Raw genomic sequence first — 12,947 nt, 5'->3', positions numbered from 1 at the left:
CCAAATAAAAATTGTTTATATATTTTGCTTATTTTCCTCAAATAGCATAACACAAAGCCCTTGAATTGTCAAGGGCTTTGATGACTTTTTTACACATTATTAAAACGTTTTCGTCATAGTATACCAAACGCCGCCTTTATTCAGCAGGCTGTTCTGTAACAGGTGACTGCGTATCTGCCGGCTCGGTATCGGCAGGGGTTTCCGTCTGCGCAGGAGCTGATGTAGTGCTTGACGCAGTCGTTGTCGTGGTGGACTTTATCTTCTCGTTGCAGACAGTTACCGTAAGGACTTCTCCCTTTTCAACGTTAATATAGTTTCCTACGCCGATACTTGTTCTGATGATATAGTCAACATCGACAGTTGAAGATTTCTCGTTCTCTACCTTATACTTGATATTGAGTGAATCAAGGAGCGTAAGATAGCTCTTCTTATTATATCCCGAATAATCAGGAACAGGTATGCTTGACGGACCTGCACATACATCAAGCACCAGCTTGTTCTTCTTTGCAGGATCGTAATCTGCACCCTCAGGGATACTCTGGCTCTTTACATATCCTCTGTCATCAACGTCGGAATAATAATACTTAGGATTGAGTGAGAATTCTGAGCCGACCTGTCTTTCAACATCGGAATAATCCATTCCAACAAGGTTAGGCATTATAGAGCCGTAGCCATATTCAGAGCCGCTGTCCTCAGCAGTTGTGGACGCTGTGACCGTATCGGTATAAACATAGCCGTCGCTGTCCTCATCATCGGTTTCGTCAAAAGAATAATCTATGCTGCTTGCCGCCGAATTTGAGTCATCTCCGTCAGAGCTTGAAAACAGCTGTATAAGCAGTACAAGCGCAAGCACAAGCACAGCCGCAAGTACGCACCAGCCGAGAATGCTTGATGCCTTTGTTCTCTGCTTTTCAGCAGGCTGTTCCTGCTCGGCAGCTCTGCGGCGTGGATCTTGTTTCGGGATATGCTGTATCGGGATAGTCTGAGTTGCACCCTTAGCGTGTTCCATATGAGTTGAGTGCTGTTCAAAAAGCGCAGCCACAAGCTCTGTCACAGTCTGTATTCTCTGCTCACCCCTTACAGCCATAGCCTTTGCAAGGACTCTCGATATATGAGCAGGTATCCTCGGATTTATCCTGTTCGCCTCCACAAGAGTATCATTGTTCATTCTTGTGTTTGCGTCAAGAGGCATACAGCCTGTAAGTATGCGGTAAAGCACAGCAGCCACAGCATAAACGTCCGTCCATGTACCCTGCCACTGGAGAGAGGTATACTGTTCAGGCGCAGTATATCCCGAATAAAACTCAGGGATAAGACCTGTATTAGACGTTCTTATGGAACTTATGCAGAAACCTGTAAGCTTAAGCTCTCCGTTAGTTGTGACGATTATATTTTCAGGAGATATTCCCCTGTGGATTATGCCTGCGTTATGTATTATGCTGAGGGTAGTAAAAAGCGGAACGAACAGCTTTTTGACCTGCTCCCATGTAAGAAATCCCGTATTGGACTGGAGAAATTTCTTCAAGGAAACACCCTCCACATATTCGAGGATAACGTATGTGGTGTTGTTTTCAAAGAACATATCCTTTGCAGTGGCGATATGGTTAAGGTTTCTCATTCGGGAAAGCACCTTGTTCATATCGGCAAATTCCGACATAAAGGTCTTGTATTTTGCAAGGCAGTCCGGATTTACGGTTATGCTCTGATCCGAACTGTTTCTTTCACAGAGGGTGTCTGGCATATATTCCCTGCACACGCACTTGCATTTTCCGACCATATCATAGCATATATAAGACGCTCCCTCACCGTTATAGGAGAGCATTTTTCCGACTATATACCTGTTGTCCAGCACAGTTTTTGGTGCTAAATAAGACTGCAAATGAGGAATGTCGTCCGTATAGCTGCAATGACTGCAAGTGCCGTCAGGCTCAAGCTCGTTCATACATCCCATACACAGTTTAACACTTGGTTCCATACCGAACCTCCTAACATCATGATCTATCACTTTATATTAACAACTATCATAAAAAAAGTCAAGTTTTTTGCGGCAACTGTACTTTTTATGCAATAATTTGTATTCTTTCTGTAACAATTATTCCGTTATTCTGCACATATAGCACCTTATGCATTAACATATTGTTTGTGAAGTATTTACCATAGAAAAATACATTTTACAAAAAGACTGCCCCTTGCGCAATGCAGGAGCAGTCTTTTTAGGAAATTTAATACAAATATGATTTATACATTTACCTTGATCGTTTTCGTTCCTCTGAGGCTGTTTTTGCCTGTGACAGTTATCTGTACCTGAGTGTTTGAAAGTTTCTTATAGCTTACTGTATAGTTGCCGTTATATACAGCACTGGAATCAGAAGCTTTTGCTTTCACTGTAACTTTTGGCTGATATTTATTTGCTGAATTTGTTGAAGTGATTATAGTAAACTTTGAAATTGACTTAGGGAGAATAGCAAACTTCTTTTTCACCTCGCCGCTGAGATTATTTTTACCTTTAATAGTGATAGTTGCCGCACCAGAAGCTATATTATGTGAATATGAAACCGTATAATTTCCCGAATATACATCTGTACCATTTATACTAACTTTTACTGCCGGCTTGATCTTTGCATTTGTAAAATAATGTACTGCATCAAAATCGATATGGCAGTTTGCTACCGAGCGTTTTGCAATGGTAAATGTTTTTGTTACAGTACCGCCGTATGCGCCTTTTCCTGTAATAACAACAGAGCCTGTACCTGCATTAAGATTGTTTTTATATGCTACTGTATAATCTGTACCTGACTTCAAAGTTTTGCTGCCGTACTTAACAGTAATTGCCGGCTTGATGCGATTTCCGTTAAAATAATACTTTGAAGCAGAGAATGATACTGTGCAGTTTGATACTTTCTTATCCGTATAGTTAGTATACTTAATGCCAAAACTCTTTGCATAAGTTTCGGCATATGAGCCTTTAATGCAATTTATAGTAAGATTATTACAGTCTGCGAAAGAAGTGATGCTAATTTCTGTTACAGAGTTTGGTATGGTTATCGTTTCCAAATAAGCACAACTATCAAATGCGGCTGAACCGATTGTCTTCAATGAATTTGGTAATGTTGCTTTAACAAGTCCGCTCTTCTGAAATGCATAGTCTGAAATAGTCTGCAGTTTATTATTAAACTGTACATTATTCAAGTTATAGCAAGAATAAAAGGCTTCGTTTCCTATCTCTTTAAGATCTGACGGAAGAACTACTTTTTTTATTGTATCATTATTATTAAATGCTTCTGCACCAATCTCAGTTACCTTCAGACCATTAATAACAGACGGTATCGTCAGCTCTTCAGCATAGCCAGTGTACTTTGTTATCATTACATTTCCGCCGGATAAAACCTTACACCAATATGCAGCATATGTAAATTCCTCTCCAACTGCATATGAAGCTGCGCTTGCACTTATACCAGTGATCTCATTAACTGCGTCCTGCGGAAGAACTGCTGCTCCGCCAAAAATAAGTGTTAGAGCCAATGCTCCCGATATGATTTTTTTAGCTGCTGTGTTACCCATAATTTTTCCTCCAATTTTTATTTTTTATATTTTTATATTTTACAATCTGTTTATTCACGAACTGTAACTTCCTAAAAAATGTTTCATTTGCATTATATCACCTTATCGCTGATTTGTCAATTAAACAATTCATATTTTATGCAATATTGCCTAATTTCGCACTTGCATATTTTAATAGTATAATCATAGTGCCAATTTTTGTTTTTATTCGCCTTTAACTGCTTTTTTTCTTGACACTGACGCCGATTTATCGTATAATATTTGTATATATGTATATGTTTTTAAATTTTTAATAAGGAGAATGTCTGCCGTGATAAAAATACCAAAGCTTGTATATTTTTCAACAGCTGTGCTTATCGGTCTTGCAGCTGCGGCGATCGTAATTCAGGATAAAGAGGAGGACAACACTCCGCCTGTTATAGATGTTGGCAGCGAGAGCATCACTGTCAGCGCTTCCGCCTCGGAAGAAGACCTTCTTGCAGGAGTCACAGCCTCCGACGATGTTGACGGAGATCTTTCACAGGCTGTTGTCGTTGAATCTATATCCGACTTTCTGACCGATGGTTCAAGGATAGTTACATATGCTGTCGCCGACAATTCGGACAACGTTGCAAAGGCTGAAAAAACTGTTTTTTACAGCGACTACAAGCCGCCTGAGTTCCAGCTGAAATCGGATATGACCTATTATTCAAGCAATACCACCCTTAACCTCGCCGAAAAAATAACCGCATCGGATATTTTCGACGGCGATCTCACTCCGCTTATTAAGCTGACTGATGACAACATCGTTGTGGGACAGGGCGGAACATATTATGCAGAGGTCAGCGTATACAATTCAGCAGGCGACTGTTCAAAGCTTAAACTGCCTGTTTTTATTGAATCGTTTACATCTAATCCCAGCTCCCCTGCCATTGATCTGACAGATTACCTTATTTATATGGACGCAGGTTCTTCAAAGCCCGACTGGAAACAGTACATAAGCGCTGTAAGACCTCATTCCAACGCAGCGGAAACGCTCTCCGCCGACAGCTATGAGAGCGAGCTCATCATCGACGATTCAAACGTTTCTTTGAATGAGCCCGGCTGCTACTATGTCACCTTTGAATATATCGGCGACAACTACCTCACAGCGATCACACGTCTTGTGGTCGTTGTAAGATAAAGATGGGAGAGTGCAAAGTGGAAAATAATGATGAAATCAAGATAGACCTCAGAAGCATGGTCTTCGACATATTAAAAAATCTTGTTATTATTATAATGGTATCCATGCTGGCTGCTCTTGCGGCTCATCTTGTGATAAAGTCAACTCACAAGCCGACATACAAGTCAAAGCTTTCCTACGTTGTTGTTTCAACGGATACCTCTGTCATAAACAATAAGGACACTCAGAACAGGATAGTTAAAGTCTTTCAGGAAGTTCTTGAAAGCAGCCTGCTGCGCAGCAGCATAAAAGAATCCCTCGGATATCAGGACGGGGAGAATTTCACTGCCGAGATATCCACCGAGATAGTTCAGAACACCAACATAAACGGTGTTGACGAAAACGGAAACATCATTATCGTAACCGTTTCTGACAGCGATCCTCTGGAAGCTTACTATGCGGCAAAGGCTCTTATGAGCAACTGCGGAACAGCCTCCGATTATATCAACAAGAACGCTATACTAACAGTTCTTGAAAAGCCTGCTATCCCGTCTGCTGACAGCAATGCGGTTAATTACATTAAAACTGACATACTGGTGTTCGCTGCGGCATTTGTTGTACTTTGCGCCATTGCAGGATTTATCTCAGTTAAGCGTGACAGCATAAGAAATGCTGAGGAAATAAAGGAAAAGCTTGGTTCAAAACTCCTTGCGTCTATACCTGACGTATCTATGAAGGGCAGGAAAAAGGCTAAAAGAAATCTGCTTGTTACAGATAAGCACACAGGTTTCTATTACATCGAGAACATAAAGAAGATACGCAGTAAGATCGAACTGCTCAAACCTGAGGATCAGGGTATGTGCATAGCAGTTTCAAGCGTTTCATCAGGCGAGGGAAGATCCACCATTGCGGCTAACCTTGCTCTCAGTATTGCGATGCACAAAAATAAAGTCCTGCTGGTTGATATGGACTTTAAAAATCCAAGCCTGCATAAAATCCTCGGCTATGACGGAACTATACCAAGTTTCAGCAAGTTCCTTGAGGGCGAAGGCACTCTGACGGAAACCACAAGAAGTGTTGAGAATATCAAGGTGCTGTTTCAGGAAAACGCTGTTAATAATTCTTCCGAGGTCATTGACAGCAAGAACATGAAAACATTCTTCTCATATGTAAAGGAACAGTATGACTACATTATAATAGATACCTCACCTATCTCTGCGTCAGCAGATATGGAAGTTCTTGCGGAGATAATCGATTATGCCGTTCTTGTGGTAAAGCAGGATACTGCACCGTCAGCCGATATAAACGAGGCGATAGATATGCTTGAAAGAAATAAGTGCGAACTTATCGGCTGTGTATTCAACGGTGATACAAAGAGCGCAAAGGAATCAAGCTACGGTTACGGCTACTACGGCAGATACAGCGGCTACGGCAACTATTCAAACTACTCTCACAGAGATCACAAATAAGGAGGCGATATAAGATGCACACTTCAAACGCAGTCAATTTAGAAGGCTATACAGAACCACAGCGTGACCATGAAGAGGACGATGAAGTATCCATTTCGCTGAGCAATCTTATGATCGCTTTCAGAATGTTCTACTGGATAATCATTCTTGCGATCCTTATCGGAATACTGGGCGGAATAGCAGCGTCAAAGTTCCTTTACGAGCCTGTCTATTCCACAAGCGCAACATTCACCATAGCGGAGAGCCGTTCAAGTGATGTTGACTATGGTTTTAAGTCCACCCTTGACGACAAGCTGGTTTCAGCAGAAACTTATGTTATCACAAGCTCTACCCTTAAAGAGATGCTTGTGAACAACCTCGGCGAAAATTACAGCGTTTGTCAGATATCCGCTGACGAGATCACCGAAACAAACATCGTGACGATACACGTTACAGCAGACTCAAAGGCTAAGGCATATGTTGCCGTTGAGGAAGTAATTGCAGACTTCCCGAAAATATCACAGAAGATATTCGGCGATGTAAGCGTTTCGCTCCTCGACGAAGTTGAAGCCTCCGACACACCTGTAAACAGCGGACAGAAGAACAAGATGATCGCACTGGGCGGTGCGGCAGGTCTGCTTATCGGTGCGGCTGTCGTATTCCTTTACAGCCTGAGCCTTAACCTTGTTTCAGACGCTGAAACTCTCCAGAAGTATGTCAACGTTGAATGTGTTGGTAAAGCTCCTATGCTGACTTCAAAGGTTGTCGGTCAGGTCAAGTACATAACTGTTGAGAACAGAAATGTGCCGAATGACTTTAAGGAGGCATTCCAGTTCATACGAACAAGGACCGAACGTGTTTGCCGCCGAAATGACTACAAGTCCATACTTGTAACAAGTACATTCCCAGGCGAAGGTAAAACTACCACATCAATGAACATCGCAATGTCAATGGCTCAGAACAACAAGACGGTTATCATAATCGACTGCGACCTTAGAAACCCATCTCTTATCGAAAGACTGGGCGCTAAAAACGGTGCAATGGGACTTGACGATTATCTCAACGGTGAATGTTCATTCGATGACGCACTTGTTCAGCTGCCGAAGAGCAAGGTTTTCTTTGCGACCTGCAAAAATCCTATGTCCAATGCCGCTGAGGCTATCGTATCAGAAGAAATGGCAAGAGCCGTAAAGGAAGCAAAGGAAAAAGCAGACTATGTTATCATAGATACTCCGCCTTCCGACCTTATGGGCGACGCTATCGCACTCACAAGATATGCTGACGCTGTACTTTTCGTTGTAAAGCAGAACTATGGCAAGCTCAATAACGTTATCTACGCTGTGGAAAGCATGAAGCAGACAAAGGCAGAGCTTATCGGCTTTGTTCTTAACGGATCATATGACAAGATGAACCTGCTTGAATATACATCATACGGAAAATACAACAAGTATGCATATTCAAACCGCTACTATAATAAAAAGATAACGAAACCAAGTGAGAACAATGAAGCATAAGCTTACGGATATACACAACCACAGCCTTTTCGGGGTAGATGATGGAGCAAGATCTATCGAACATTCCATTGAAATGCTGGAGCTTTCCTGCGAGAGCGGCGCAGGGAACGTGATATTAACTCCCCACTGCTATCCCGGACTTTATGAGAATTACGCAGGTCAAAGGCTCACAAGACGCTTTGAAGAGCTTAAAGCTGAGGCGGCTGCACAAAAGCTGCCTTTGGACATACATCTTGGTATGGAGGTATTCGGCTGCTTTTCTACCCCTGAGGACTATCGTCAGGGCAGGCTCTGTACACTGGCTGGGTCAGATTATCTGCTCATAGAGTTCGATTTTAACGGTTTTGCTCAGCAGACATATGATATATTGGGCGAGCTTGTTGAAATGGGAGTTAAACCTGTGGTAGCGCACCCAGAAAGATACAGCTTTGTGGCAAGATCGCCGTCGGTGCTTTATAAATGGCTGGATATGGGCTGCCTGCTGCAATGCAACAAGGAAAGCATAAACGGAAAATTCGGAAGAATGATCCAGCAGATCGCCTGCGATATGCTCTCCGACAAGCTTTACTCCTTCGTCGGCAGCGATGCTCACGGTGCGACCACAAGAACACCGTTCATGAAGTATGTTTATGAGTACACAGCAGAGAATTTCGGCGAAGGCTATGCATACGAAATTTTCTGTGAAAACCCGAAAAAAATCATTTTGAATGATATAATCCACTAAAATGAGCACTAAAACTCGTCAAAGTGTTGTAAGTATTGTAAAAAAAGAAAAATGTTCCTGTTGGGACTTGACATTTGACTAAAAAAAGATTATAATATAGAAAAATAAAAAAATAATGTTACTATTTTATATTGTGACGTTGTTTTAACAAAAAATACATAGAGAAATTATTGGAAGGTGAATGAGATGAAAATGTTTACTAAGAAAATTTCCGCAGCAGTATGTGCTGTTATCCTTGGCGCAGCAATGACTATTACTTCATTTGCAGCTGACTCAACATCTGCTGATGTTATCACAGCAGCAACAAATGCAGGCGTTCCGACAAGATATGTTACAACTCTTAAGAACTATCTTGACTCTCACGCAGCTGATTTCAAGGCAAGCGATTATGATTACATGATCAAGCAGCTCGATACAACAGCTGACACGTATCTTATGCCAAAGGCTAAAGAGCTTTTCGGCAACGATGTTGATCTTGCTAAGCTCACAGCTGACCAGAGAAACACACTTTACTCAAAGCTTACTGAAACAGAGTACAACGGTGTTATCAATGCCCTCAAGGATACTTGTGCAACATACGATGTAACAGTTGTTGTTGACAAGAAGGATGTTGGTATTTATGATATCAAGATCACAGATAAGGACGGCAACGTTGTTCTCAGCGCAAGCGTAGGCAAGTCAACAGACAGCAACGGCAAAACAAATACAGCTGACAAGCCGCTCAGTACAGGTTCTAACGGTATGAGTGCAGCAGAGGCAGCAGCAGCTATGGTAGTTGCAGCAGCTTTCGCAGGCATCTATGCACTTAACAAGAAGTCCGTTAAGGCTGAGGATTAATCATGGCGGGAGAGATTGCTGAAAATAAAAGCAGCTCTCAGTCAAAGCCACATAAGCACAAAAGTAAAGAGACGTGCAAAGCCTTAGTGTTTTTCACGCCTCTTTTTGTAATTATGCTGTGTCTTGGACTGATAGTGCTTTTCGGATACAGGACTTTTGTGTCAGCTGAAAGCTACGCAAGATTTATTTTCAATGACAAGGCAAAGATACAGAACGCTGCGGAGGATAACAAATACCGCAACGCAGACGCTCTTCCTATGAAAGGGACTACTAAGGTAGTCAAGACAGCCGACCCTGTTGACGGTGAAACGGCTGAACCTGTTATTGAAGAGCATGAGATAATCTACCCTTACTATGGGGATCAGTATGCAAAGATAACCATAGACAATGACAGCGCAAATATAAAGGACTACCCTGTTTATTGGGGTGATTCTGACGATCTGCTTGATCTTGGCGTTGTTCAGTCAAATTATTCCGCATACATTGGCGCAACGGGAAGAGTTGTTCTTGCTGCACACAACCACACTTATTTCAGATATCTGCCTAACGTTAAGGTAGGCGATACCGTTACGCTGACAACCGATTACGGCGTTTTCACATATAAGGTAAGAGAAACTCAGATACTTTATGATGATGACACTTCCCTGCTGTACTACGATCCTAACGCAGACGAGATCACAGATGACCTTATTCTGTACACCTGCTGGAACAACGGATATATGGGACTTTCTGACCAGCGTCTTTACGTTATCTGCGACGTAGTCAGCAAAGAATTTTACAATTAGGGAGGCTGACGATGCAAAATCACAGAAGAAAGCTTTACAGCTACCTGCCTAACGTAATTTTCACCGTGCTGCTTTCATTTGCGCTTACAGTATTCATTATGCTGTACCTTGTGAAAACTATGGCGCTTTCGCCGAAAACATACACAGACGCTATGTACAAAAGCGCTGTTGATGTAACGGCATTTGACGAAATCAACGCATATTTTGAAAGACAGTCCGCATACACAGGCGTGAACGCTGATGTTCTGAAAAATTCCATTGCACAGAAAGACGTTTCTGCATCTATGTTCGCATATGTGGATTCGACCTTTGAGTACATGAGCGGAAAGACATCAAAGCTCCCTGAGTTTGAATTTGATTTTACTGCACTTGAGGAGAATGTACATAATGACTATCTGCGCTGGGCGGCGGAAAACAATGTTCAGTACACGGACGAGCTTGCAGGCTATGAGAGCAGGACTATTGCTTCGGCAAAGTCGGTAATACTCAACAAGCTGGACATTATGCTTTTGTCCTATCTCAACAAGGACGGCGGCATTTCAACAGCAATCAGAAACAATTACAGTAACCTCGGCAAGATAATGTATGGCGCACTGGGCGTATGTATACTGCTGTTAGCGGTCATTGTGCTGATAAACCGCAGGCATATACGCAATCTGTTCTACTGGACTTCAGTGGCATTCCTCACAGGCGGAGTAATACTTGTGCTGCCGACAGCTATACTGAAAGGCACAAGATATTTCGACAGCCTTGTGCTTGCAAATGACGCAATATACAGCGCACTTACTCAGTCGCTTTACGCTATCACAAATGAAGTTTTTAAGGGCGGTATAATTCTTATCGTTACAGCAGCCCTGCTTATGTTCATTCACTATGCTATGCTAAAGGGAATGTTCAAATTCAGATACAAGAAATAACAGCTTTAAAGCTGCAAAAAGCTCCGTATGGAATCCATACGGAGCTGATTTTTTGTCTGAAATTATTCTGAAAAGTCGATACTGTTGAAGATATCCTCTATCTCGCCGTCAATATTACCACTTTCAAAAGCAATAATGTATCTGCCTCTTACCTTGACGTTGACTTCCTTTTCATTATCGTCTTTATCCTTGTATTTTATCTTGCCGGACTCAGCGTCTTTAAGTATCTGCTCGCCGTCGTTGAAATGATAAACTGTATAGGATACGTCCTTATACTTGAACGAATAGCTGTCCTGCTCGTTAAGGTAATGATCCTTTACCTCCTGAACATCATCAAGTCCTACCCTTGAACCCATTTCATTGACAAAATCAGATGCCGATCTGATCTCAGGCTTAGGCTCTTCCGTTTCAGGCGGCTGAGTTTCCTCAGGCGGTTCGGTTTCATAGACTATAACCGTTTCCGGCGGAGCGGTGGTCGTTGTCGTAGTAGTCGTTGTGGTAGTTGTAGTGGTGGTAAAGGTATTGGAATTATACCTTTCCTCAGTTTTTCTCACAAGATTGCAGAAATTTGTGCAGGTAGCAGCAAAATCGTCCACCTCGAACTGATATGACTTACTGTGCTCAGGCTTTTTGTCCTTTATCTGCTGACAAAGCTTGTTAAGCTCCTTTATCGACTGGTTCCATGCAGCTTTAAGGCTGTCATCAGGCAGGGAGTTGATATAGAGCGTATAAGCGTCCTTCTTTTCAAGCTCAATATCAAGCTTAGCCATAACGCTGTCGATATCTATTTTCTTGCCTTTATCGTCATTGCCGTAGACAGTATACCACTTTATACGGCTTATGCCGTCTGTCCATATATCATTATCGAGCCAATCGGCAATTTCTGCTGTTGTATATGACGAGCCGTTATTTTTTCCGTCTGCGTCAGAATTACTGTTATTATCGGTCACAGCCGTAGTTGTCGTTACGATCCTTCTCTTTACGCCGCCGCTGCTGTTATTGTCTATACCGCCGCAGGAGGAAAGTCCCACGCAGACCGACAAAGCCGCTGCCGCTGATATGACCGCTGTAAATTTAGCAATTTTATTTTTTGCCGCCATTAAACGCACTCCTTAATACTTTACATTAAATTGATTATAGCATATTTATCAATTAAAATCAATAGTACAAATTTATAATTTTTGGAATGAAACAGCCTTAAAAATAAGCAAAAAAACAGACTGCCGCAGGGTATAAGATAATATACCCTCACAGCAGTCCGATTAAATCACTGTTTTGTATAAGCCGAAAGGTCAGGCTTTTCAAGCAGAGTCATATCAGGCTCTTTAAGCCCGGTAACAGTATATTCCTCTGGGAATTCTACACCGTCGTAAGCTATCTGAATACTGATAAGCTCCTTGGAAGTTCCGTCAAAGCAGTAGATTATCTCTCCTGCCGACTTTGAGATATCCTCGTTAAGAGCAAAATGCTCGTATATATTCTTTGTTACTGTATTCTCTTCCTCGGCAGTAAAATCACCTGTTGCGCCGAAAAGGAAATCCAGCGAAACGATAGACTCCTCAGTTTCCTCTTCCTCTGTATATGTTGTGGTTGCCTCAGAAACGTTGTATATAACTCCGTCGCCGGGCGCTACCTGATATGATTTCATACCGGAAACCACGCTGGATTGATAAGCCTGATCCCCACTTTTTGTGAAGTTGAAATCAATGCTCTGTCCCGAATTGTCCTCCGTCATTGTAAGAGTATATCCGTCGGCATATTTTTCAGCAAGTGCGCTGTAAATCTCTCCTGTACCGTCAATGGCAACATTTTCGCCCTCGTCCGTGCTGCTCTCTGTATTGTCTGCCGCACTTTCGGTGTTATCTGCTGTGCTGACAGATGATACAGCCGCCTTTGATGAATTTTCCGCAGCCGAGCTGCTGTCCTCTGAACCGCTGCAAGCTGTAAATGCAGCACAAACCGCAGCTGCTGACGCTAAAACAAGCAAACGCTTAAAATTCATAGCTTAAAGCCCCCTGCC

11 protein-coding genes are annotated in these 12,947 nt (G+C 42.3%); 7 read left to right on the top strand and 4 right to left on the bottom strand.

Annotated elements, in window-relative coordinates:
* Positions 1-136: 136 nt before the first annotated feature.
* Entirely contained in the window at positions 137-1,975 is a 1,839-nt protein-coding gene (locus Q0E19_RS09295; protein ID WP_294409164.1) for a PASTA domain-containing protein, read from the bottom strand.
* A gap of 263 nt (positions 1,976-2,238) precedes the next feature.
* Positions 2,239-3,561, bottom strand: a complete 1,323-nt coding sequence (locus Q0E19_RS09290; protein WP_294409162.1) for a leucine-rich repeat domain-containing protein — start codon at positions 3,559-3,561, stop codon at positions 2,239-2,241.
* A gap of 310 nt (positions 3,562-3,871) precedes the next feature.
* On the opposite strand from Q0E19_RS09290, the gene Q0E19_RS09285 reads away from it, so the two are divergent.
* The 7 genes from Q0E19_RS09285 (at position 3,872) to Q0E19_RS09255 (ending at position 10,927) form a co-directional block, all read left to right on the top strand.
* Positions 3,872-4,723 carry a hypothetical protein gene (locus Q0E19_RS09285; protein WP_294409160.1) on the top strand — a complete coding sequence of 284 codons (852 nt, stop codon included), beginning with the start codon at positions 3,872-3,874 and terminating at the stop codon, positions 4,721-4,723.
* 17 nt (positions 4,724-4,740) lie between these two features.
* The gene (locus Q0E19_RS09280) at positions 4,741-6,171 is read left to right on the top strand and encodes a polysaccharide biosynthesis tyrosine autokinase (RefSeq protein ID WP_294409157.1); all 1,431 of its coding nucleotides are present in this window, start codon (positions 4,741-4,743) and stop codon (positions 6,169-6,171) included.
* Between the two features lie 14 nt (positions 6,172-6,185).
* Positions 6,186-7,664 (top strand): polysaccharide biosynthesis tyrosine autokinase, encoded by a 1,479-nt coding sequence (locus Q0E19_RS09275; RefSeq protein WP_294409155.1) that lies wholly within the window; start codon positions 6,186-6,188, stop codon positions 7,662-7,664.
* Positions 7,654-8,388 (top strand): CpsB/CapC family capsule biosynthesis tyrosine phosphatase, encoded by a 735-nt coding sequence (locus Q0E19_RS09270; RefSeq protein WP_294409211.1) that lies wholly within the window; start codon positions 7,654-7,656, stop codon positions 8,386-8,388. The genes Q0E19_RS09275 and Q0E19_RS09270 overlap by 11 nt, the downstream gene beginning before the upstream one ends.
* A 186-nt stretch (positions 8,389-8,574) precedes the next feature.
* The gene (locus tag Q0E19_RS09265; RefSeq protein WP_294409152.1) at positions 8,575-9,225 is read left to right on the top strand and encodes a hypothetical protein; all 651 of its coding nucleotides are present in this window, start codon (positions 8,575-8,577) and stop codon (positions 9,223-9,225) included.
* 2 nt (positions 9,226-9,227) lie between these two features.
* Positions 9,228-10,010: a class D sortase gene (locus tag Q0E19_RS09260; RefSeq protein WP_294409149.1), complete on the top strand. Its 783-nt coding sequence runs from the start codon at positions 9,228-9,230 to the stop codon at positions 10,008-10,010.
* Positions 10,011-10,021: 11 nt separating this feature from the next.
* Positions 10,022-10,927 (top strand): hypothetical protein, encoded by a 906-nt coding sequence (locus Q0E19_RS09255; RefSeq protein WP_294409148.1) that lies wholly within the window; start codon positions 10,022-10,024, stop codon positions 10,925-10,927.
* Positions 10,928-10,989: 62 nt separating this feature from the next.
* On the opposite strand, the gene Q0E19_RS09250 is transcribed toward Q0E19_RS09255, so the two are convergent.
* Positions 10,990-12,027 (bottom strand): hypothetical protein, encoded by a 1,038-nt coding sequence (locus tag Q0E19_RS09250; RefSeq protein WP_294409145.1) that lies wholly within the window; start codon positions 12,025-12,027, stop codon positions 10,990-10,992.
* 167 nt (positions 12,028-12,194) lie between these two features.
* Positions 12,195-12,929, bottom strand: a complete 735-nt coding sequence (locus Q0E19_RS09245) for a hypothetical protein (protein ID WP_294409143.1) — start codon at positions 12,927-12,929, stop codon at positions 12,195-12,197.
* Between the last annotated feature and the right edge of the window lie 18 nt (positions 12,930-12,947).

This window comes from uncultured Ruminococcus sp. (assembly GCF_934476685.1).
Taxonomy (GTDB): domain Bacteria; phylum Bacillota; class Clostridia; order Oscillospirales; family Ruminococcaceae; genus Hominimerdicola.
This window is presented reverse-complemented; position numbering and strand designations above follow the sequence as displayed.

What these genes read in the sequence shown, in the direction of transcription:
- Q0E19_RS09295 (WP_294409164.1), bottom strand. Translation starts at nt 1,975, where the DNA reads ATGGAACCAAGTGTTAAACTGTGTATGGGATGTATGAACGAGCTTGAG.
- Q0E19_RS09290 (WP_294409162.1), bottom strand. Translation starts at nt 3,561, where the DNA reads ATGGGTAACACAGCAGCTAAAAAAATCATATCGGGAGCATTGGCTCTA.
- Q0E19_RS09275 (WP_294409155.1), top strand. Translation starts at nt 6,186, where the DNA reads ATGCACACTTCAAACGCAGTCAATTTAGAAGGCTATACAGAACCACAG.
- Q0E19_RS09270 (WP_294409211.1), top strand. Translation starts at nt 7,654, where the DNA reads ATGAAGCATAAGCTTACGGATATACACAACCACAGCCTTTTCGGGGTA.
- Q0E19_RS09265 (WP_294409152.1), top strand. Translation starts at nt 8,575, where the DNA reads ATGAAAATGTTTACTAAGAAAATTTCCGCAGCAGTATGTGCTGTTATC.
- Q0E19_RS09260 (WP_294409149.1), top strand. Translation starts at nt 9,228, where the DNA reads ATGGCGGGAGAGATTGCTGAAAATAAAAGCAGCTCTCAGTCAAAGCCA.
- Q0E19_RS09255 (WP_294409148.1), top strand. Translation starts at nt 10,022, where the DNA reads ATGCAAAATCACAGAAGAAAGCTTTACAGCTACCTGCCTAACGTAATT.
- Q0E19_RS09250 (WP_294409145.1), bottom strand. Translation starts at nt 12,027, where the DNA reads ATGGCGGCAAAAAATAAAATTGCTAAATTTACAGCGGTCATATCAGCG.
- Q0E19_RS09245 (WP_294409143.1), bottom strand. Translation starts at nt 12,929, where the DNA reads ATGAATTTTAAGCGTTTGCTTGTTTTAGCGTCAGCAGCTGCGGTTTGT.